This is a genomic window from Sphingobium lignivorans, from assembly GCF_014203955.1.
Lineage (GTDB): Bacteria > Pseudomonadota > Alphaproteobacteria > Sphingomonadales > Sphingomonadaceae > Sphingobium > Sphingobium lignivorans.
This window is the reverse complement of record NZ_JACHKA010000001.1, coordinates 3,242,106-3,261,823: the sequence shown is the minus strand read 5'-3', so window position 1 is coordinate 3,261,823 and position 19,718 is coordinate 3,242,106. Positions and strand designations below refer to the sequence as shown.

Here is a 19,718-nt window from a genome sequence, read left to right as displayed (position 1 = left end):
GCGTAGAGGATGAAGCCCGGACAGCAGAATCGGATCTTTCATGACCTTCTCGACAATCGATCGCCGCACCATGCTGCGCGGCCTGGGGGCAGCCGGCGGCACGGCCGCGCTCGCCGCGTGGATGCCCGCCTGGGCCCAGCCGGTTTCCGAAGGGCTCCCGGCGCTTTCCGGGGATGACATCACGCTGCGCATCGCGCGGCAGACGATGACGATCGACGGTCGGCGTTCGGCCGCGATCGGGATCAACGGAACGGTGCCGGCGCCGCTGATCCGTCTGCGGGAAGGGCAGACCATCCGGCTCAACGTGTTCAATGATCTCGATGAAGAGAGTTCCATACACTGGCACGGCCTGCTCGTCCCGCCGGAGCATGACGGCGTGCCGGGCGTCTCTTTCCCCGGCATCAAGCCGCGCTCGAGCTATCTTTACGAGTTTCCGGTCCGGCAGAGCGGGACCTACTGGTATCACAGCCATTCGGGATTCCAGGAACAGCTGGGCCTTTATGGCCCGATCGTGATCGATCCTGCCGGCGCCGATCCGATCCGGGCCGACCGCGAGCATGTCATCGTGCTGTCCGATCACAGCCAGCTTGCGCCGGAGACGATCTTCCGCCGCATGAAGATCAATCCCGGCCACTTCAATTTCCAGCGCCAGACACTCTCCGGGCTCCTGAGCAAGCGCGACCAGACCCTCAAGGACCGGCTCGCCTGGGGCGCGATGCGCATGGACCCCGCCGACATCTCGGACACGACTGGCGCCGCTTATACCTATCTCGTGAACGGCCATGGCCCGGCCGACAACTGGACCGCGCTGTTCACGCCGGGCCAGCGGGTGCGCCTGCGCATCATCAACGCCTCGGCGATGACGACCTTCAACGTGCGCATTCCGGGGCTGGTGCTGACGATCGTCCAGGCAGACGGCCAGAATGTGATGCCGGTGGACGTCGATGAGTTTCAGATGGGTGTCGCCGAGACCTACGATGTCATCGTTACGCCTGACGAGGACAAGGCCTTCACGCTGGTCGGCGAGGCAGTGGACCGCTCGGGCATGGCCCGCGCCACGCTGGCGCCGCGCATCGGCATGGTGGCGCCGGTCCCGGCGCTGCGCGAGCGCCCGCTGGCCACCATGAAGGACATGGGCATGGACATGGGCGGCGAGACGAAGCCGCGCGGCGTCGATCCGAGCGCGGAGCAAAATGCGTCGCGCAAGCTGGCCACGGCGGACAGGAGCACGCCGGTGCAGGCATCGACCCCGGATCATGCCGGCATGGACCATTCTGCGATGGCGCATCCCCCAATGGATCATGGCGCGATGGGTCATGGCGCGATGGACCACGGCACGATGGGACACGGCACGATGGATCATGGGGATGCGATGGCGGGCCATGACATGAGCGCGATGAGCATGCGCGACTTCGCCAATGCGCCGCAGGTCAAGCGCGGGCCGGGCGTGCAGACGATCTCGCCCATGCCGGTCGATCGGACCGGCGAGCCCGGCCAGGGCCTCGCCGATGTCGGTCACAAGGTGCTGGTCTATCGAGACCTGATGGCGCTGGATCGCAATCCGGACGTTCGGGCCCCCTCCCGCAGCATCGACATTCACCTCACCGGCAACATGGAGCGCTTCATGTGGTCGTTCGACGGCGAGAAGATGTCGGACGTGCATGAACCGATCCCCTTCACGGAAGGCGAACGGGTGCGGGTGAAGCTCATCAACGACAGCATGATGGCCCATCCGATCCATATCCATGGCCATTTCTTCGAGCTGGTGACCGGCCATGGCGATTACGCGCCCCGCAAGCACACCGTGATCGTGCAGCCGGGCGGCATCGTGACCTGGGACTTCACGGCCGATGCCGTCGGCGACTGGGCATTCCATTGCCATCTGCTCTATCACATGGCGGCAGGCATGATGCGCATCCTGAGCGTGCGGCCACGGGGAGAGGCGGCATGACGCGCCTCGCCATGCACCTGCCGGTCGCCGTCGCGCTTGCGCTGGCGTCACCCGTCTTTGCGCAGGATCACAGCAAGCACGACATGCCCGGCATGTCGTCACCGCCGGCCAGCGATCATGCCGGGCATGACATGGGCCACCAGCCCCATCACACCACCCCCGACAAGCCGGCGCAACCCGAACCGCCCCATGAGCATGGGAAGATGCACGGCCAGGATGCGCCGTCCGCCCATGCCGGGCACGATATGTCGGCCATGTCCCCGGATGAGCCGGTCGGCACCAACCAGCCCGCGGGCAATGCACCGGCGCCAAGACCGCCCGTGGACCACTATGCCGATCGCCAGTTCCCCCCAGCGGAAATGGCGCATGCGCGCCACATGATGATGCGCGAGAGCGGCGGGCAGACGATTGCCACCCTGATGCTGAACCTGGCCGAATATCGGGCGCGGAAAGGGCGGGATGGCTATCATTGGGACGGCGAAGCCTGGTTCGGAGGCGACATCAACCGGCTGACGGTCAAGGCCGAAGGCGAAGGGCTGTTCCAAGGGTGCGTCGAGGCGGCGGAGGTCCAGGCGCTCTACAGTCGCGCGATCGGCCCTTATTTCAATCTTCAGGCCGGCGTGCGCCACGATTTCGAGCCCGGTCCCTCGCGCAGCTATGCGGTGGTCGGGTTTGAAGGCCTCGCGCCTTACTGGTTCGAGATCGAAGGCGCCCTGTTCCTGTCGGACAAGGGGGATCTGCTTGGTCGGCTCAGTGGCTATTATGATCAGCGCATCACGCAGCGGCTTGTGCTTCAGCCCCGGGCCGAGCTCGACATCGCCGCTCAGGACATCCCGGAGAATCGCATCGGTGCTGGCTTCAGCAGCGCGGAAGCCGGCTTGCGACTGCGCTATGAGATCACCCGCCAGTTCGCCCCTTATGTCGGGCTCTCCCATGAAGCGAGGATCGGCCGGACCGCGCGCCTGGCGCGTGCGGACGGCGAGGCGGCGACTTCGACGAGCTTCGTCGCGGGCCTGCGCATCTGGTTCTGAGGGCGCAGGCGACAACCCGTCGGCGCGGGCCTCGGCGCGGACTGACCGGCAATTGATTCATTTGCACCGGGCGCGCGGTCGTTTAAGGCCGCGCGTTACTTCTGGCTGACGGGAAGACAGGCATGGCACCGCGCCTTACGCGTTATATCATCATGGGCATGGTGCTCGGCGTGGCGGCCGGGACGGGGGCGCATTTTGCGTTTGGGGAGAATGCGGAGCTGTCGGGTCGGGTAGCGGGCTATCTCCATCTGCCGGCGGACGTGTTCCTGCATCTCATCAAGATGATCATTGCGCCGCTGGTGTTCTCGACGCTGGTGGCAGGGATCGCGCATATGGGGGACAGCGCGGCACTGGGGCGGATCGGGGGACGGGCGATCGGCTGGTTCCTGGTCGCCAGCCTGATCTCGATCGGCCTGGGCCTTGTGATGGTGAACCTGCTGGCGCCGGGGGAGGGGCTCAACCTCACGCGCACGGCGGCGGAGGCCGGTGCGGCCGGCGGCATGGGCATCGAGACCGGCGGGCTCAACCTGCGCGATTTCATCCTGCACATCTTCCCCACATCCATGGTGCAGGCCATGGCGGACAACCAGATCCTCCAGATCGTGGTCTTCTCGCTGTTCGTCGGGGTGGCGCTCACCGCGATCGGGGAGAAGGGCAAGCCGATCGTCACGCTGGTGGAATCGCTGGTCGAGCTGATGCTGCAGGTGACCGGCTATGTGATGCGGGTCTCGCCGATCGCGGTGTTCGGCGCGCTGGCGGCTTCGATCACGCGGGAAGGGCCCGGCGTGCTGCTGACCTATGGCGAGCTGGTCGGCGAGTTCTACATCGCGCTGTTCCTCCTGTGGGGGCTGCTGATCCTGGCCGGCGCCTTCTTCCTGGGGCGGCGCATCCTCACGCTGCTGCGCTATGTACGCGAGCCGGTGCTGCTGGCCTTCTCCACCGCGTCCTCGGAAGCGGCCTATCCCAAGATGCTGGAGCAGCTCGACCGGTTCGGCGTGCCGCGCCGCATCTACAGCTTCGTGCTGCCGCTGGGCTACAGCTTCAATCTCGACGGCTCGATGATGTATGCGAGCTTTGCGACGATCTTCATCGCGCAGGCCTATGGCATCGATCTCCCCATCCTCACGCAGATCACCATCCTGCTGGTGCTGATGGTGACGAGCAAGGGGATCGCCGCGGTGCCGCGGGCGAGCCTGGTGGTGGTCGCCGCGACACTGGGGCAGTTCAACCTGCCGGTCGAAGGCATCGCGTTCATCCTCGCGGTCGATCACTTCATGGACATGGGCCGCACCGCGACCAATGTGCTGGGCAATGCCATCGCGACATCGGTGGTGACGAAATGGGAAGGCATGCTGGAGGTGGAAGAGCCCGAGTACGTCGCCCACCCCAAAGCCCCCGCCCACACCGCAGCCGATGGAAGGGCGGGTCTGGAACTCGCCGACGATATGGTGGGCGATGGGAACAGTTCCGCCAAAGGATGAAAGCGGGTCATCAGCACATAGCCTTCCAGTCTCGCCGAACCGCGCGCAAACCCCGTCCCTTTGGCCGCAAATCGCCGGCGTGGAGCGCCGATGCGAGCCCTGACATTGACTTTCCGCGTCGGAGGGCCCATCTTGACCCTGCTATCGTCGCCTGCGACGGATTTTGACGCGAGAAGCGCGGATTCTTCCTTTGACACTCGACCAGCGCCGTCAGGACATGGGTTCTGACGGGTTTCTTCCTATGCAAAGGAATAATTCCATGCCCATCGGCACCGTAAAATTCTTCAATACCGAAAAAGGCTATGGCTTCATCTCGCCCGACGAAGGCGGCGATGACAGCTTCGTGCACATCAGCGCCGTCGAGCAGGCCGGCATGGCCACGCTCAACAAGGATCAGCGTCTGAGCTATCAGGTCCAGAAGGACCAGCGCGGACGTTTCTCCGCGACCCAGCTCGAAAACGTCTGAGCTTGGCGCCGAGGCACTAGCCCGGCAAAAATTTACGGCCGGATGGGCGGTTGTCCGTCCCTCCGGTCGCGATCACAAGCAGATCGGGCGCAGCGCTGCCGACTGGCGCGGCTGCCTCGTTCGAATGGCGATCGGCGATTATTTCCCGGTGTGAACCGGACGATCTCGCCGCTCCCGCGCTCCACGGAGAACCTTATCCCCGACGAGCGCGCGCCGGGCGCGGTCCAGCGGACCTGCCGGCGCCTTCCACCCCCTGAAGGGGTGTTCCATACCAATAAAGAGGGTCGTTCAAGGAAACGGCTCCGAGGATCAAAATGCAGAAGAAATTTCAGATTACCCATCGGCCAGCACCGGCGTTCAGCCGGCGGCCGCACCATTCGCGTCATCAGCCGCACCTTTCGATCTTGCCCCGCCATGTGCTGCGGGACCTCGTTGCCGAGATGATCGACTGAGCGAGGCCGAATAACCGGCAGCAAGGAGCGCTCACATGTCCGCCACCGTCGACTTCTATCTTTCCCGGGCCGCTGAAAGCGCCAAAGCCGCTCGCGAAAGCGATCTCGTCAATGTGAAGGAGCGCTGCTTGCGCGCCGAAGCGGCCTGGCAGGCCATGGCGGATCGCCTGATTCGGGTCGAAGCCCAGAAGCAGCATGACGCTCTGGAGAAAGAGCGCAGGCTGGACGAAGCGGGCATGGGGTGACGCGGGTCGCGTCCCCGACGCTTCCCCGCCCATCCGCATGCGCGCCAACCGCGCGCATTTGCTGATATAGTCAGGCGCGCCGGCGGAGCAAAATCACTCGATTATCAACGCGTTCATGCTCGACTTGTGCGGGCATGAACGCGTTGGCGCGACCTGTCATTTGCGTGTCTCGCACCTGTCACCGATGTTTCACGGATCGCGCCTAGCGCCCCTGCCAAAGAAAGGGGACAAGTCGCATGAACTTCCGGATTCTCGCGCTGGCTGGCGCCAGCCTCTCGACACTTGTAGCCACGCAGGCCCGTGCGGAGGCTGAGCCAGCCGATGCCGACATGATCATCGTTACCGCGCAGCTGCGCGAGCAGGATCCGATCGCCGTTCCCATGGCGCTCACTGCCATCGGCGCGGACGAACTGGACCGGTTCGGCCTTCAGGAGCTGGACAAGCTGTCGCGCTTCGTGCCCGGCTTCGTGGTGCAGAACCAGTCGCCCAACAATCCCGGCTTCGTCATGCGCGGCATCACGTCCGATAGTGGCGCGGCGACAAACGAGCCGCGCGTCTCCGTGTTCCAGGACGGCGTCTCCATATCGAAATCGCGCGGTTCCTATGTCGAGCTGTTCGACATCGAGCGCGTCGAGGTGGCCAAAGGTCCGCAATCGACGCTTTACGGCCGCGGCGCGCTGACCGGCGCCGTCAACATCATCCAGAACAAGGCGAAACTCGGCCGTATCGAGGGCGCCGCCGCCCTGTCCTACGGCAATTACGAGAGCTTCATCGGCGAGGCGATGGTCAATGCGCCGATCGGCGACAATGTCGCGATCCGTATCGCCGGCCGTGTCCGCCAGCGCGACGGCTATGTCGAGAATCTGCTGGGTGGCGAGGACTTCAATTCAGCGGACACCAAGGCCATTCGCGGCGCCCTGCACGCGGAAGCCGGCAAGCTGACGTTCGATCTCATCGGCAATTATCAGAAGGACCGTCCGGCCGGGACGTCCTTCAAGTCCATCGCCTATAATCCGACGGACCCGGCCACCGGCGCGGTGATCGGCGACCGTGGACGCAACAGCGGCGCGGCGCTGGTCGCGGGAGCAGGAGGATTCGAGGGCGGCAAGCCCCTCGGGCTCGACCGGGAGGTGTGGAGCGTAACCGGCCTTGCCAATCTGGAACTGGACGACCGCTTCACGCTCACGTCCATCACGGCCTATCGGCGGTTCGAGTCCCTCGAGATTTTCGACGCGGACGGCCTTTCGCTTCCGATCCTGACCGCCGCGGAAGGCGCCGAGGGCAAGCAGTTCAGCCAGGAACTGCGGCTTGCCTTCGCGCAAGGACCGCTCACGGCCTTCGTGGGTGCAAGCTATTTCCATGAGGATGGCTCGCAGCGCGGACCGGCCCAGTTCGACGAGCGCATGGTGCTGGCACGGCTCGCGGGCGCGCTGAACGGGGGCGGCGCGATTCCGGGCAGGGCTGCAACCGACCCGGCGCCGGCTGCCCTGTTCGCCAATCCCGCCTTCACCGGCATGCTGCTCCAGGGCGTGGCGGGCGCTTATGGCGTCGCGCTCTCTTCCGCGCAGGCGCAGGCGATTGCCGCCAATCTCAAGAGCGCTCATCTGGAAACCAGCACGAACACTGCTCGCACCAATGCCTTCGATCTGTTCGGCGACGTGACCATGCGGGTCTCCGAACGCTTCGAGCTAGGCGCGGGTCTGCGCTACACGCATGACGACAAGCGCAGCGGTTATACCGCGTCCGTGCTGAATGGCCGTTCCATCGTGGGCGGCTTCATTGGTGCGCTGTCGCAGCCGGCGGCCACGCGCACAGCCCTGCTGCAGGCGCTGGCCGTGCCCGGGGCGGCGACCATCCCGCCTTCGGCAGCCTATCCGGTGCCGCTCTTCGGCCTGGGCGCCCAGCCCACGGCCGGCAATGGCGAGATGGTGGAAGCGACGCACAAGAATGGCGGATTTTCCTGGCGCCTGACCGCCCGCTACCTGCCCAACGACGATAGCAGCATCTATGCGACCTATGCGCGCGGGCGCCGGCCCGAGATCCTTTCGCCCCGGGGACCCGGCGCACCATTCGGCGCGGTGACCTTCCCGGTTCTTCCGTCCGAGACGGTGGACAGCTTCGAGCTTGGCGCCAAAGCGGCGTTGCTCGACCGGAGCCTCTTCGTGGACGGCGCGGTGTTCTTCTACCAGTATGAGAATTTCCAGACCACCGAGCAGCAGGGCACGCAGTTCATCACCACCAATGCGGGCAGGGCGGAAAGCTACGGCTTCGAGGGGCAGGTCCGCTGGATGCCCAACGACGTGCTCAGCCTGTTCGCGACTTATGCCTACAGCCATGGACGGTTCAAGACGGGCGTGCGGGAAGACAACCGGTTCCGCCTCAATCCGGATCACAGTGCATCGCTTGGCGCGATCGTCTCCGTGCCGGCCGGACCAGGACGGGTCAGCTTCTCCCCGAGCGTGACGGTGCAATCGAAGATATTCTTCGATGACGACAATGACCGGCCGGACCTCCAGCAGCCCCCCGCGGCCCTGGTCGCCGACAATATCCAGGACGAATATCAGGACGGCTATGCGCTCGTGAACGCACGGCTCGGCTATGAATCGCGGGATGGCGGCTGGCGGGTCGAAGCCTTCGTGGAGAATCTCTTCGACAAGGCATACATCATGGACGCGGGTAATACGGGGGACAGCCTCGGCCTGCCGACCTTCATCGCGGGCGCGCCGCGCTTCTATGGCGTTGCGCTTGGCTTCCGCTTCGGAGGTGCCCGGTGAAGGTCGATCGTCGCCGCGCGCTCGGCCTGTTCGGCTCGGGCGCTATCCTCCCCGTCGCGGCCCGCGCGCGCGCAGGGCCCCGGGAACGCATCCTTCCGCCACGGCGTCGCCAGCGGCGATCCCTCGCGAGACGGGGCAGTGCTGTGGACGCGCGTGACGCCGGGCGATCCGGATCATGTCGGGGCCGTCCCCGTCCGGTGGTTCGTCGCCGCCACGCCGGAGGGAAAACCGATCGAGCACGGGTCCGCCGCAGCAAGGCCCGCGCGCGATTTCACGGTGAAGGTCCAGCCGCGCCGCCTCAAGGCGGGGCGGGACTATGTCTACTGGTTCGAGCTGGCGGACGGCACGCGTTCGCCAGTGGGCCGGTTCCGCACATTGCCGGCAGGCGAGACGGCGGACCTCGTTCTCGCTGTCGCGAGCTGCCAGCTCTTTCCCGGCGGGTTCTTCAATGCCTGGGATTCGGTCGCGCGGCTCGATCGGCTGGATGCGGTCATCCATCTGGGCGACTATATCTATGAATATGGCGCGGAGGGTTATGGCGCCGCGATCGGCAGCAAGATCGGCCGCTCCGTCGAACCGCCGCACGAGATCGTGACGCTGGCCGACTATCGCATGCGCCACGCGCAGTACAAGAGCGACCCGGCGCTCCAGGCGGCTCATGCCCGCGCGGCCTTCATCTGTGTGTGGGACGATCATGAGACCGCCAATGATGCGTGGCTGCACGGTGCGGAGAATCATCAGCCGGAGCGCGAGGGCCAGTGGGCGGACCGCAAGGCCGCTGCCATGCAGGCCTATTTCGAATGGATGCCGATCCGCGATCCTGCCCCCGGGGCGCCATGGGACGCGATCAATCGCAGTTTCGCCTTCGGTGATCTGGCGACTCTCGCGATGGTCGAGACGCGCTTGCTGGCGCGATCGGAACAGGCCGGTTTCAAGGGCGCGACGCCGGCTGCCGAAGACATCGCCGCTGTGCTTGCCGAGCGCAACCGTCCGGATCGCGAATTGCTTGGCGAGCCCCAGCGCGCCTGGCTCGAACGGGAACTCGCGGCATCGGTGGCGGCAGGCGTGCCCTGGCAACTGATCGGCAATCAGGTGGTGATGGCCCGTGTGAACGGTCCGGACCTTGCGGCCCTGCTCGGGGCGGAGCGTGCAGCGGGTGCCATCGGGGGACTGGACGCGGGCACGCGCGCGCAGGTGGAGGCCGCACAGGCAGGCTATCGGGCCGGACTGCCGTTCAATCTCGACGCGTGGGACGGCTATCCCGGGGCGCGGGAGCGGCTCTATGACAGCTTCCGGCGTGCCGGATCACAGCCGCTGATACTCTCGGGCGACAGCCATGCCTTCTGGGCGAACGCTCTTGCCGATCGGCAGGGAAAGCCGGTCGCGGTGGAGTTCGGAACCAGCGGCATCAGCAGCCCCTCCGTGGGCGACGCGATCCCGCAACTGCCACTCGGCGACTTCCTCGCGCGGTCCAGTCCGGAAGTCGCCTTCTGCGACCAGCGGGCCAAGGGTTACATCCTGCTCCGGCTGACGCGCGAGACGGCAGTGGCCGATTATGTCGCAATGTCGACCATCTTTGCGCGGGATTATGAAGCGCGTCTGCTGGCGCGCTTCGAAGTCGCGGCAGCGGCGCAACCCCGGACGCTGGAGCGGGCTTCGACAAGCGCCGAGGGAGGGTAGGGCGGATCGACATTGTCCTACGGACGCCTTCGGCTCCAGCGCTGGCGGACGGCTCAACGACGGCCCGACCATGCCCGTCCAACAGGGCGCTGCGGCCTGGAAGTTTATAAAGATGACGACACGTCCGTGTCATCTTCCGCTTCCCTCAACTTTCGACGAGGCGGACATCAGCACCTGTTCCGGCAGGACTGCATGACCTGACGGACGATGAAGGTCCTTCAATGAGAAAGAGCCGTGCCTTGCCTGCTTCTGTTTCCGGAGGGAGGCGTCCGGCACGGCTGCCATGACGGAGGGGGTGTAGGACAGGGGAAAAGCGGGGGCTTCGGTGTCCTCCATCCCCGCAGACGAAAGGGCCTTGCGACACAAGGGGCTACCTCCGGACTGATCGTCTTTCGAATGAAGAGCCTCGGGACATTCCGGCCGGTCCATGCACGCGCATTCTTCCCGCCGCCGCGACCGTCAAGCGGCAGTGGAGTTGACGGCGCGGCTTGGCTAAAGCGGCGCCATGCCCCTGCACATGACGAAAATCGCCTTTCAGTCGGAAAGTGCCGATACGCTGCGCGCCTGGCTGGAAAGCCATGCCGGGACGGGAGAAGCGCGGCTCACGACGCGGTATCTGCCCAAGCGGCATGCGGAGATGGAAGGGGGATCGCTCTACTGGATTCTCGGCCATCATCTGGTGGGACGCAGCCCTATTCTGGGTTTCGCCGAGCGGCCCGACGGCAAGCACTGGATACGCCTCGCGCCGACCCTGATCGCCGTGGTTCCGAGACCCAAGCGCGCGCATCAGGGTTGGCGCTATCTGGCCGAGGAGGATGTTCCGCCCGATCTGGATGCCGCGCATGACGGCGACTCGCTTCCCGAGGGCGTGGCGGCCGAACTGGGCCGGCTGGGGCTTCTGTAGCGCTAGCGCGGTCTCCCGCTCGGTTCACCGCGCGGGGAGCAGCAGGCTCGCATCCCCGTAGCTGTAGAAACGATAGCCCTGGGCGATGGCATGGGCATAAGCAGCCTGCATCGTCTCCATCCCCATGAGAGCGCTGACCAGCATGAACAGAGTCGAGCGCGGCAGGTGGAAATTGGTCATGAGCCCATCCACCGCGCGAAAGCGATAGCCCGGCGTGATGAAGATCCGCGTCTCGTCGGCGAACGGGCGGATGGTGCCCTGCTCGTCCGTGGCGCTCTCCAGAAGGCGCAGGCTCGTCGTGCCCACGGCGATCAGTCGGCCGCCGTGCGCGCGCACCGCGTTCAGCCGATCGGCCGTGGCGGCATCGATCCGGCCCCATTCGGCATGCATGCGATGATCGCTGGTGTCGTCCGCCTTGACCGGCAGGAAAGTCCCCGCGCCGACATGCAGCGTCAGCGTCTCGTGCGCGATGCCCGCCCCGGCCAGCGCATCCATGAGGGAGGGCGTGAAGTGCAGCGCGGCCGTGGGGGCGGCGACGGCGCCGGCCTCCCGCGCGAACATCGTCTGATAATCGTCCTGATCCCGCGCATCGGTCGGGCGCTTGCTGGCGATATAGGGCGGCAGCGGCATCTGGCCCGCGCGCTCCAGTAGCAGTTCCACGGGTTCCTCGCCGAGAAAGGCGAGTGTCATGCCGCCATCGGTGTCCCGCTCGCCCGCGCGCGCCTGAACGCCTGCCGCGAAATCGATGAGATCGCCGGGGCGTACGCGCTTGGCATTGCGCACGAACACTTGCCAGTCCCGCGGGCCAAGGCGCTTGTGGAGCGTGACGCCTACTTTCGCCTCGCCTCGCCGTCCTTCGAGCTGGGCGGGGATGACGCGCGTGTCGTTGAAGACAAGGCAGTCGCCCTTGCGCAGCAGGGCCGGCAGATCGCGCACGCCCCGGTCGTCGATCTGGCTGCCCGCGACCACCATCATGCGCGCCGCGTCGCGGGGCGATGCCGGGCGCAGAGCGATCCGCTCGCTGGGAAGATCGAAATCGAAAAGGTCGACACGCATGGGGCAGGGCCCTTATCCGTCATCGGCGCCGTTGAACAGGGGCGGCCGCAAGGCCGGCGGAAGCGCTCCCCCCTATGGCCGGCGACTCTCCCGTTGACGCGGACGGCTGAACAGCTTGATCGCGATCCAGCCGCCGGCCAGCGGAACCAGGCAGAGAGCGACCGCGAGCGGCAGAAGATACTCGACCTCGAAGCCCATCGCGGCCGCCTGCGTGCCCGCCAGATAACCCGGCAGCATCAGCCCCGGCACCCAGATCAGGCCCGACAGCGCATTGGCGGCCTGAAAGGAAATCTGCGGCATCCTGAGCACGCCCGCGACGACCGGCACCGTCGCGCGGACCGGGCCGAGGAAGCGGCCGAGCAGGACGGCGAGGAAACCGAAGCGGCGGAAGAACAGTCTGGCGCGGGCAAAGGCGATGCGATGGCCCCGCAGCCAGCGATGGCTGTAAATGGCCGGCCCCATGGCACGGCCAAGCGCATAAGATACCCAATCGCCGAGAATCGCGCCCACAATCCCCAGGACAATCACGGGGACCGGTTCGATGATTCCGGCCCCGATCAGCCCGCCGACCGCGATCATCGTGGCGATGGCGGGGATGAAAAGGCCGATGATCACGAGCGACTCCAGGAACGCGAGGACGCCGACGATCGGCCCTGCCCAGGCCGCGTGACGAACGATGAAGTCGAGGAGGAGAGCGGGTAAGTCCGTCATGATTATCGCTTGAACCGATATCCTTGCACTATTGTTCCGGGTCGGCGCCGGGGAGAGCCGCCCGGTTATCCGGACGCGGCCGATAAGGGAACCCAACTTTCACGTCTGGCCGGGTTCGGCAGTTCATGCCGGTTCGTGGATGAACCGGGCATGGCGCAGGACCGCGCCTTCCGGCCCCCCCGGATCGCCGGCATGTCGCTGCGGGAACGCACATCGCCAGCCCTCGCGCGTCCCGGCATTTGCATCCGCCGCGTCCCTTGCTAACAGATGCGTCATGGCTATTTTCCTGCGCGCCGCGGCGCTTTCCGCTCTTCTCCCCGCATCGATGGCCTCGGCCGAACCGCAGACGGTCTCGTGGGACATCGTGGCCGGCCTCACGACAGAGATAGGACCGCGCCTTGCCGGTTCCCCGGCCGAGGCGCGGGCGCGGGACTGGGCTGCCGCGAGGCTGCGCAAGCTGGGCTTTTCCAATGTCGCCATCGAGCCCTTCACGGTGCGCAGCTATGTGCGCGGAGAGGACCGCGCGCGCCTCACCGCGCCTTATGAGCAGCCGCTGGCGATCACGGCGCTCGGCTATAGCGGGACGACGCCGGACAAGGGCATCGAGGCGGAACTGGTCTATTTCCCGACAATGGATGCGCTGCGCGCCGCGCCGGCCGGGTCGCTTGCGGGCAAGATCGCCTTCATCGATCACGCCATGAAAGCCAATCAGGATGGAAGCGGCTATGGTCCGTTCGGCGCCGCGCGGCGGCAGGGGCCGGCTCTGGCCGCGCAGAAGGGCGCCATAGGCACGGTGATCCGCTCGGTCGGAACGGACAGCCATCGCGTGCCTCACACGGGCGTCACGACCTTTCCCGAGGGCGTCACGGCCATTCCCGCCGGCGCCGTGTCCAATCCCGATGCCGATCTCATTGCCCGCGTGGCGAAGCAGGGCAAGCCGATGCGGCTTTCGCTCATGCTCACCGGCCGGACCACGGAGAACCTGCCGTCCGGCAATGTCGTCGCCGATCTGGTCGGGCGCGATCCCTCGCTGCCGCCGATCCTCGTCGCCTGCCATCTTGACAGCTGGGACATCGGCACGGGCGCCATCGATGATGGGGCGGGTTGCGCCATCGTCACCGATGCGGCGCTGCGCGCGCAGCGGGACGGGAAGGCGCTGCGCACCATCCGCGTGCTCTGGGCGGGCTCGGAGGAAATCGGCGTGTTCGGCGGCGCGGCTTATGCGGAGAAACATGGCAGCGAGCCCCATGCGCTGGCCATGGAAAGCGATTTCGGCGCCGGGCGCATCTGGAAGGTGGAGATGAAACTCGGGGCCCAGAACAAGCCTATGGCCGAGCGCATATCCGCCACGCTCGCCGCGATGGGCATCGTGACGGGGCGTGACATGGCGGGCGGCGGTGCCGATGTGGGCGCCATCATCGCGAAGCAGAAGCTGGCGGTGATCGACCTGGCGCAGGACGGCACGGACTATTTCAATCTTCACCACACGGCGGATGACACACTCGACAAGGTCGACCCGGCGCTGCTGGAGCAGAATGTCGAGGCCTGGACGCAGGTGCTGTCCATCGTAGCCAACGAGCCCGGCCCGATCGCGGCCGAATAAGGCGCGGGCTGGCTCCCCCGTAACGGGCAGTGTCTGCGGGGTGGCGCATTGCCGGCGTCGGTCAGATCATGTGGCGCGGGGCATCTGGCCCCGTGGCCGAACCGGCTCAGTCCTGCGCGATGTCTGCCGCGCGGCGATAGCGGAAGACGGTGGCCGGCGGCACATTCCGCACGATCGTCCCGATGCGTTCCACGCCGAGATCGAGCGCATCGGCCACGCTCTCCGCGAGGGGCGGGCGCGGCGAATAAGTGAACTGGATGAAAGCGCCGCCGGGCCTGAGCAACCGGAACGCCTCGGCGACGATGGCATGCTGCAGCGACTTGCTCATGGCCAGCAGCGGCAGGCCGCTGATGACGCACTGATAGCCGCCCGCGCCGCCCGCTGCTTCCGCCAGGACGGACTGGGCCGGCGCCTCGATCACCCGCACGCCGTGAAGGCTCCGGCGCAGGTTGCGCGCCAGCGTCTCGTTGATCTCCACCACCTCGAGCTGGTCGCTGGGCAGGCCAGTGGCCAGAATCTGCCGCGTGAGCGCGCCCGTGCCGCCCCCGAACTCGATGACCGGTCCGCCTTGCGGATCGATCTGGGACGCCATCATCCGGCCCAGATAGGGGCTGCTCGGCACGATCGACGCCGTCTGCCGGGGCTTGCGAATCCAGGCATGGAGAAACTTAATATAGTCGCTGGCGCTTGTGCGGCGCTCCGTCAGCACAGATCCCTTGGTGGCCATTGCCCCTCACACAGGCGTTCACGAGACCGTCACACTAAGAGCAGGCCGGGGTCATGAAAAGAGGCAAGATGCAGGACATGCACTTTGCCCGCCGCCGCGCTCCGAAAGCCACGCTCGCTTGCGGTCAATCTGGCCGGTGGATGTCATCCCGGGCATCGGCAAGCCTCGCCGACAAGCGGGCGCGCAGCGATTCGAGCGTGATCCCCGCCGTCTCCCGCACCATGTCGTCCGAACGCAGCATGCGCGCCAGATTCTCATGCCTCTGGCACAGCTCGTCGATCGCCTGGAGAACGCTGAAATGGCTGCGCACGACAACCGGGTCGCCGCAGAGCTGGACGCCGAAATCCTCGATCACGAGTCGGATACGGTCCAGCTCATCCGCGATGAGGCCGCGCATGAACGGCTCGGACGGCTGGGCGCGTTCAGGGAGGGGCAGGGGAGCAGGGGAACGGGATGCCATGTGCCGCGGTCGACGTCGGTCTCAGTGCACGACATGCCGCACGGCCGCGATCAGCCGCTCGGGATCGAAGGGCTTGACGATCCAGCCTGTCGCACCGGCGGCGCGCGCCAGCGCCCGCTTCTCGTCCGATGCTTCCGTGGTGAGCACGAGGATGGGACGGCCGACATGGCGCCGGCGTTCCTCGCGCAGCCGCCCGATCAGCCCGAAGCCGTCGAGTCGCGGCATGTTGATGTCGGTGATGATGAGATCGACGTCATGGTCCTCGAGCCAGTCGAGGGCTGCCTGGCCATCCTCGGCTTCGATCACTTCAAAGCCATTGCCGGCCAGCGTCATGCGCAGCAACGCGCGCATGCTCCTGCTGTCGTCGACCGTCAAAATCCGTGTTGTCGGCATGGACCGCCTTCCGTTGCTGGCCATCCTGCCGGCCTTCTGACCGGACGATAGGGAGATCGCGTTTATAAATGGTTCCGCGACCGGCGCGGCCGCCTATCAGCCGGCCCATGATCCGCGAGCGATCAACGCGCGGACGCGGACCGGCAAGGGCGGGGCAAGGAGTCTGGATAGGGGTGGGGAGGGGTCTTCCGCGCCGACTGCGGGCCGAGTGGGAGAAGCCGGCGGCAATCGGCGCGGGAATGCGCTCTCTTTACACGCCGATCCGTCAACAAATGGTAAATGCCTCTCAGGGGCTCTCAGATCTCGGCCTGGATGAGCCAGTCGTGGAACAGCCTTACGCCGCGGCGCTCCAGTGCCCTGGGCCGGCAGACGAAGAAGTAGCGGTAGGGGCTTTCCACATGGATGTCGAACAGGCGCACCAGGCGCGGATCATGGGCATGCGCGAAGTGACGACCATGCATGATCGCAATGCCGAGCCCCTGCGCCGCCGCTTCGAGCATGAGCGCGCCCGAATCATAATAATCGACCGAGGCGGGCATCAGCTGCGGCAGGCCCACGGCCTCCTTCCACACATCGAATGTGGCGGACATGTCGCGATGAACCAGGATGGTCTGGCGCGCGATATCCTGCGGCGTCCGGATGGCCTTCTCTCCTTCGAGCATGGCCCGGGACCCGATGAGATAGACGTCGTCACGATCAAGCTCGCGCGCGTACAGGGAGGAATCGACATCGCGCGCAAGCGCGATGGCCGCGTCCAGCCCTTCTCCAAGCCGCGCGATGGCGTTCGGGCTGGTGTCGACGTCGAGATGCACGTCGGGATGCGCGCGATGGAACTCGCCAAGCCGCGGAAACAGCCGCTGACTGGCGAAGAGCGGCAGCATGCCGAGGCGCACCCGCATGGTCCGCGCGCCGCTTGTCGCCGTCTCGATCGCCGCGCTCAGCGCATCGAGCGCCGGGGCGATCTCCTTCAGCAGGCCGACCCCATGCTGGTTGAGTTCCAGCTGCTGATGCTTGCGATCGAACAGGTTGTAGCCAAGGAAGCGCTCCAGCGCCTGGATACGACGGCTGAGCGCCGGCGCCGAAAGGGCGAGCTCCTCCGCCGCCGCCTTGACGGACCCCGTGCGGGCGACTTGAACGAATGCCTCCAGGGCCGTCAGCGGGGGTAGGCGGCGCATGAGGGTCAGCGATCCTCGGACATATGCTGCATCGCACAAGCATGCCGCAAGCGCGGGCAAGACGCCAGCAGCTTTTCACAGGAATGTCGCATAGCCGCCCGTTTCCCGGGGCAGGGCGGCAGCGGCGGGCGCTTCGCTTGTCCCTGGGTGGGGGAGCGCGCGGGCCCGCAAGGCGCCGCCGGAATGCCACACATGCGGAAAACCCGGTGCGATCAGGGTCCGGGCCGCCGATCCCGGGTTCAGTTGCGGCGGCCGCGTTGCTAGGAAGCGCCATCCGCCTGCCGGATGGCAGGACGACAAAGACATGAAGGGATTTCCATGCATCGCTCCATTCTTGCCATTGCCCTGGCGTCAGCCAGCCTCTCGGCCTGTTCGGCCCGCCTCTCCGAAACGGCCGCACCAGCTGCACCAACCGCGCCTGCTGCTGCGGAAACTGCCGCCGCGCCCAAGGCCGCCATCGGGGACTTCGGCTTCGACATGAACGGCATGGATGCCGGCGTCGCGCCCGGCGACGACTTCTATGCCTATGCCAACGGCACCTGGGAAAAGGCCACGCCGATCCCCGAGGACAAGTCCAACTATGGCATGTTCACCGTGCTCGACGATCTTTCCAAGCAGCGCACGCAGGAAATCCTCGATGAGGCCAAGAACGACGCCACCAGCAAGATCGGCAATGCTTATGCTGCCTATCTCGATGCGGCGACGGTCGAGGCCAAGGGGCTGGCGCCGATCCAGCCCTGGCTCGATTCCATCAAGGCCGTGAAGAGCCGCGCCGACTATGTCGCGCTGCTGGCGCAGACGCCGCGCAATGGCGTCTCCGGCCCGTTCCGGGGCTATGTGGGACAGGATGACAAGGCGCCCGATCAGTATATCTTCGTGATGATGCAGGGCGGGCTGGGGATGCCCGACCGCGATTATTACCTGCAGCCGGGCGAGAAGATGGAGGCGACGCGCAAGGCCTATGTCGCGCATCTCGCAAAGATGTTCGCGCTGGCCGGCGAGCCGGACGGAGAGAGACGTGCCGCCGCGATCATGGAACTGGAGACGGCGATCGCGAAGATCCACTGGAGCCGGGTCGACAGCCGGGACGCCGAGAAGACCTATAACAAGATGACCCTCGCCGAACTGGCGAAGCTCGCGCCGGGTTTCGATTTCGCCGGGATGCTCAAGGGCGCGGGGATCCACAGCGATACGCTGCTGGTCTCGCAGCCGAGCGCCATCAAGGGCGAAGCGGAGATTCTCTCCAAGGCGCCGCTCGCGGTGCTGAAGGATCAGCTCCTGATCCGCAGCCTGGACGATTATGCGGATTATCTGCCCGACGCGATCGGCGCGGAGAGCTTCGCCTTTTACGGGACGACGCTCAGCGGCACGCCGCAGCGCGAGGAGCGCTGGAAGCGCGCCGTCAACTTCGTAAAGGGATCGCTCGGCGAGGAAGTGGGCAAGGTTTATGTCGCGCGCTACTTCCCGCCCGAGACGAAGGCTGCGGCGGACGAGCTCGTGCGCAACGTGCTTGTCGCGATGGGCAAGCGGATCGACGGCCTCGAATGGATGAGCGACGAAGCCAAGGCCCGGGCCCACAAGAAGCTGGACGCCTTCATCCCCAAGATCGGTTATCCCGACAAATGGCGCGACTATGCCGGGCTGGACGTGCGCCGGGACGACCTCTTCGGCAATGCCATGCGCTCCAACCAGTTCGATTATGACTATAATATCGGCAAGCTCGGCCAGCCGATCTATCGCTGGGAATGGTTCATGACGCCGATGGAGATCAATGCCTATGCCAATTTCGGCATGGTCGAGATCGCCTTTCCCGCCGCCATCCTTCAGCCGCCCTTCTTCGATCCGTATGCGGACGCCGCCATCAACTATGGCGGCATCGGGGCAGTGATCGGCCATGAGATCAGCCATCATTTCGATGACCAGGGCGCGAAATATGACGAAAATGGCCGTCTCGTGCAGTGGTGGACCGAGCAGGACGTGAAGAACTTCAAGGCGCTCACGGACAAGCTCGTGAAGCAATATGATGCTTATGAACCCCTGCCCGGCGAGCATGTGAACGGATCGCTCACGCTGGGAGAGAATATCGCCGATCTCGCCGGCCTCACGGTCGCTTACGAGGCTTACAAGGCCTCCCTGGACGGGAGGGACGCACCCGTGATCGATGGCATGACCGGCGATCAGCGTTTCTATCTCGGCTGGGCGCAGGTGTGGCGTCGCAATTATCGCGAGGCGAATCTGCGGCAGCGGCTGCTGACCGACCCCCATGCGCCTTCCAAGGAACGCGTGGCGATCGTGCGCAATCTCGACCCCTGGTATGAGGCTTACACCGTGCCCGCCACGGCCCGCTTGGCTCTTTCGCCGGAGAACCGGGTGCGCATCTGGTAACCGGTAAAGTCGTTGCTGGCAGGACTACAGGGCGCGCATTCAAAGGGTTAATGCGCGCCCTTTCCTTTCTCATTGAAGAACTGGCGGCGAGGTCCTGAGAAGCCAGATAAGTTACTGATATTGCTTATTATAAATTCGTGCCGTTTCGAGACAGGTGCGCTCGCAGGGTTGACGCAAAACGTTAATAATTCGTTGCGCGCGACCCCGAACCATGAGATCATCTT

General features: G+C 65.8%; 17 protein-coding genes. 10 read left to right on the top strand and 7 right to left on the bottom strand.

Annotated elements, in window-relative coordinates; all coding sequences use genetic code 11:
• Positions 1-40 precede the first annotated feature (40 nt).
• From HNP60_RS15040 to HNP60_RS15005, 8 genes are all read left to right on the top strand, one after another.
• Positions 41-1,951, top strand: coding sequence for a copper resistance system multicopper oxidase (locus HNP60_RS15040; RefSeq protein ID WP_184155325.1), 1,911 nt, complete (start codon positions 41-43; stop codon positions 1,949-1,951).
• On the top strand, positions 1,948-2,982 hold the full coding sequence (locus HNP60_RS15035; RefSeq protein ID WP_184155322.1) for a copper resistance protein B: 1,035 nt from the start codon (positions 1,948-1,950) through the stop codon (positions 2,980-2,982). Before HNP60_RS15040 ends, HNP60_RS15035 begins: the two co-directional genes overlap by 4 nt.
• A gap of 122 nt (positions 2,983-3,104) precedes the next feature.
• A complete protein-coding gene (locus HNP60_RS15030) occupies positions 3,105-4,463 on the top strand; it encodes a dicarboxylate/amino acid:cation symporter (RefSeq protein WP_184155319.1) in 1,359 nt (452 codons plus the stop codon).
• A gap of 259 nt (positions 4,464-4,722) precedes the next feature.
• Positions 4,723-4,929 carry a cold-shock protein gene (locus HNP60_RS15025; protein ID WP_184155316.1) on the top strand — a complete coding sequence of 69 codons (207 nt, stop codon included), beginning with the start codon at positions 4,723-4,725 and terminating at the stop codon, positions 4,927-4,929.
• 487 nt (positions 4,930-5,416) lie between these two features.
• Complete coding sequence (locus HNP60_RS15020; RefSeq protein ID WP_014077406.1) at positions 5,417-5,626, top strand: hypothetical protein; 210 nt, start codon at positions 5,417-5,419, stop codon at positions 5,624-5,626.
• Between the two features lie 236 nt (positions 5,627-5,862).
• On the top strand, positions 5,863-8,400 hold the full coding sequence (locus HNP60_RS15015) for a TonB-dependent receptor (protein WP_184155313.1): 2,538 nt from the start codon (positions 5,863-5,865) through the stop codon (positions 8,398-8,400).
• 138 nt (positions 8,401-8,538) lie between these two features.
• Positions 8,539-10,080 (top strand): alkaline phosphatase D family protein, encoded by a 1,542-nt coding sequence (locus HNP60_RS15010; protein WP_338056727.1) that lies wholly within the window; start codon positions 8,539-8,541, stop codon positions 10,078-10,080.
• A gap of 505 nt (positions 10,081-10,585) precedes the next feature.
• A complete protein-coding gene (locus tag HNP60_RS15005) occupies positions 10,586-10,984 on the top strand; it encodes a DUF1489 domain-containing protein (RefSeq protein WP_184155310.1) in 399 nt (132 codons plus the stop codon).
• Between the two features lie 24 nt (positions 10,985-11,008).
• On the opposite strand, the gene queA is transcribed toward HNP60_RS15005, so the two are convergent.
• The 3 genes from queA to HNP60_RS14990 all read right to left on the bottom strand — a co-directional run bounded on the left by queA (position 11,009) and on the right by HNP60_RS14990 (position 13,027).
• A complete protein-coding gene (gene queA / locus HNP60_RS15000; protein WP_184155307.1) occupies positions 11,009-12,040 on the bottom strand; it encodes a tRNA preQ1(34) S-adenosylmethionine ribosyltransferase-isomerase QueA in 1,032 nt (343 codons plus the stop codon).
• 72 nt (positions 12,041-12,112) lie between these two features.
• The gene (locus tag HNP60_RS14995; protein WP_184155304.1) at positions 12,113-12,751 is read right to left on the bottom strand and encodes a DedA family protein; all 639 of its coding nucleotides are present in this window, start codon (positions 12,749-12,751) and stop codon (positions 12,113-12,115) included.
• 123 nt (positions 12,752-12,874) lie between these two features.
• On the bottom strand, positions 12,875-13,027 hold the full coding sequence (locus HNP60_RS14990; RefSeq protein ID WP_184155301.1) for a hypothetical protein: 153 nt from the start codon (positions 13,025-13,027) through the stop codon (positions 12,875-12,877).
• Between HNP60_RS14990 and HNP60_RS14985 the strand changes: the two genes are divergently transcribed.
• Entirely contained in the window at positions 13,026-14,354 is a 1,329-nt protein-coding gene (locus HNP60_RS14985) for a M28 family peptidase (RefSeq protein ID WP_184155299.1), read from the top strand. The two genes, HNP60_RS14990 and HNP60_RS14985, sit on opposite strands and share 2 nt — an antisense overlap.
• A 106-nt stretch (positions 14,355-14,460) precedes the next feature.
• Here the strand turns inward: HNP60_RS14985 and HNP60_RS14980 are convergent, their stop codons facing one another.
• The 4 genes from HNP60_RS14980 to HNP60_RS14965 form a co-directional block, all read right to left on the bottom strand.
• Entirely contained in the window at positions 14,461-15,081 is a 621-nt protein-coding gene (locus tag HNP60_RS14980; RefSeq protein WP_184155296.1) for a class I SAM-dependent methyltransferase, read from the bottom strand.
• A 124-nt stretch (positions 15,082-15,205) separates the two neighbouring features.
• The gene (locus tag HNP60_RS14975; RefSeq protein ID WP_184155294.1) at positions 15,206-15,478 is read right to left on the bottom strand and encodes a hypothetical protein; all 273 of its coding nucleotides are present in this window, start codon (positions 15,476-15,478) and stop codon (positions 15,206-15,208) included.
• A gap of 84 nt (positions 15,479-15,562) precedes the next feature.
• Positions 15,563-15,934 (bottom strand): response regulator, encoded by a 372-nt coding sequence (locus HNP60_RS14970; protein ID WP_148276619.1) that lies wholly within the window; start codon positions 15,932-15,934, stop codon positions 15,563-15,565.
• A gap of 296 nt (positions 15,935-16,230) precedes the next feature.
• On the bottom strand, positions 16,231-17,109 hold the full coding sequence (locus HNP60_RS14965) for a LysR substrate-binding domain-containing protein (protein WP_184155291.1): 879 nt from the start codon (positions 17,107-17,109) through the stop codon (positions 16,231-16,233).
• A 318-nt stretch (positions 17,110-17,427) separates the two neighbouring features.
• On the opposite strand from HNP60_RS14965, the gene HNP60_RS14960 reads away from it, so the two are divergent.
• Positions 17,428-19,494, top strand: coding sequence for a M13 family metallopeptidase (locus HNP60_RS14960; protein ID WP_184155288.1), 2,067 nt, complete (start codon positions 17,428-17,430; stop codon positions 19,492-19,494).
• Positions 19,495-19,718: the final 224 nt, after the last annotated feature.

Coding starts and splice junctions, on each gene's coding strand:
- HNP60_RS15040 (WP_184155325.1), top strand. CDS start 41: ATGACCTTCTCGACAATCGATCGCCGCACCATGCTGCGCGGCCTGGGG.
- HNP60_RS15035 (WP_184155322.1), top strand. CDS start 1,948: ATGACGCGCCTCGCCATGCACCTGCCGGTCGCCGTCGCGCTTGCGCTG.
- HNP60_RS15030 (WP_184155319.1), top strand. CDS start 3,105: ATGGCACCGCGCCTTACGCGTTATATCATCATGGGCATGGTGCTCGGC.
- HNP60_RS15025 (WP_184155316.1), top strand. CDS start 4,723: ATGCCCATCGGCACCGTAAAATTCTTCAATACCGAAAAAGGCTATGGC.
- HNP60_RS15020 (WP_014077406.1), top strand. CDS start 5,417: ATGTCCGCCACCGTCGACTTCTATCTTTCCCGGGCCGCTGAAAGCGCC.
- HNP60_RS15015 (WP_184155313.1), top strand. CDS start 5,863: ATGAACTTCCGGATTCTCGCGCTGGCTGGCGCCAGCCTCTCGACACTT.
- HNP60_RS15005 (WP_184155310.1), top strand. CDS start 10,586: ATGCCCCTGCACATGACGAAAATCGCCTTTCAGTCGGAAAGTGCCGAT.
- queA (WP_184155307.1), bottom strand. CDS start 12,040: ATGCGTGTCGACCTTTTCGATTTCGATCTTCCCAGCGAGCGGATCGCT.
- HNP60_RS14995 (WP_184155304.1), bottom strand. CDS start 12,751: ATGACGGACTTACCCGCTCTCCTCCTCGACTTCATCGTTCGTCACGCG.
- HNP60_RS14985 (WP_184155299.1), top strand. CDS start 13,026: ATGGCTATTTTCCTGCGCGCCGCGGCGCTTTCCGCTCTTCTCCCCGCA.
- HNP60_RS14990 (WP_184155301.1), bottom strand. CDS start 13,027: ATGACGCATCTGTTAGCAAGGGACGCGGCGGATGCAAATGCCGGGACG.
- HNP60_RS14980 (WP_184155296.1), bottom strand. CDS start 15,081: ATGGCCACCAAGGGATCTGTGCTGACGGAGCGCCGCACAAGCGCCAGC.
- HNP60_RS14975 (WP_184155294.1), bottom strand. CDS start 15,478: ATGCGCGGCCTCATCGCGGATGAGCTGGACCGTATCCGACTCGTGATC.
- HNP60_RS14970 (WP_148276619.1), bottom strand. CDS start 15,934: ATGCCGACAACACGGATTTTGACGGTCGACGACAGCAGGAGCATGCGC.
- HNP60_RS14965 (WP_184155291.1), bottom strand. CDS start 17,109: ATGCGCCGCCTACCCCCGCTGACGGCCCTGGAGGCATTCGTTCAAGTC.
- HNP60_RS14960 (WP_184155288.1), top strand. CDS start 17,428: ATGCATCGCTCCATTCTTGCCATTGCCCTGGCGTCAGCCAGCCTCTCG.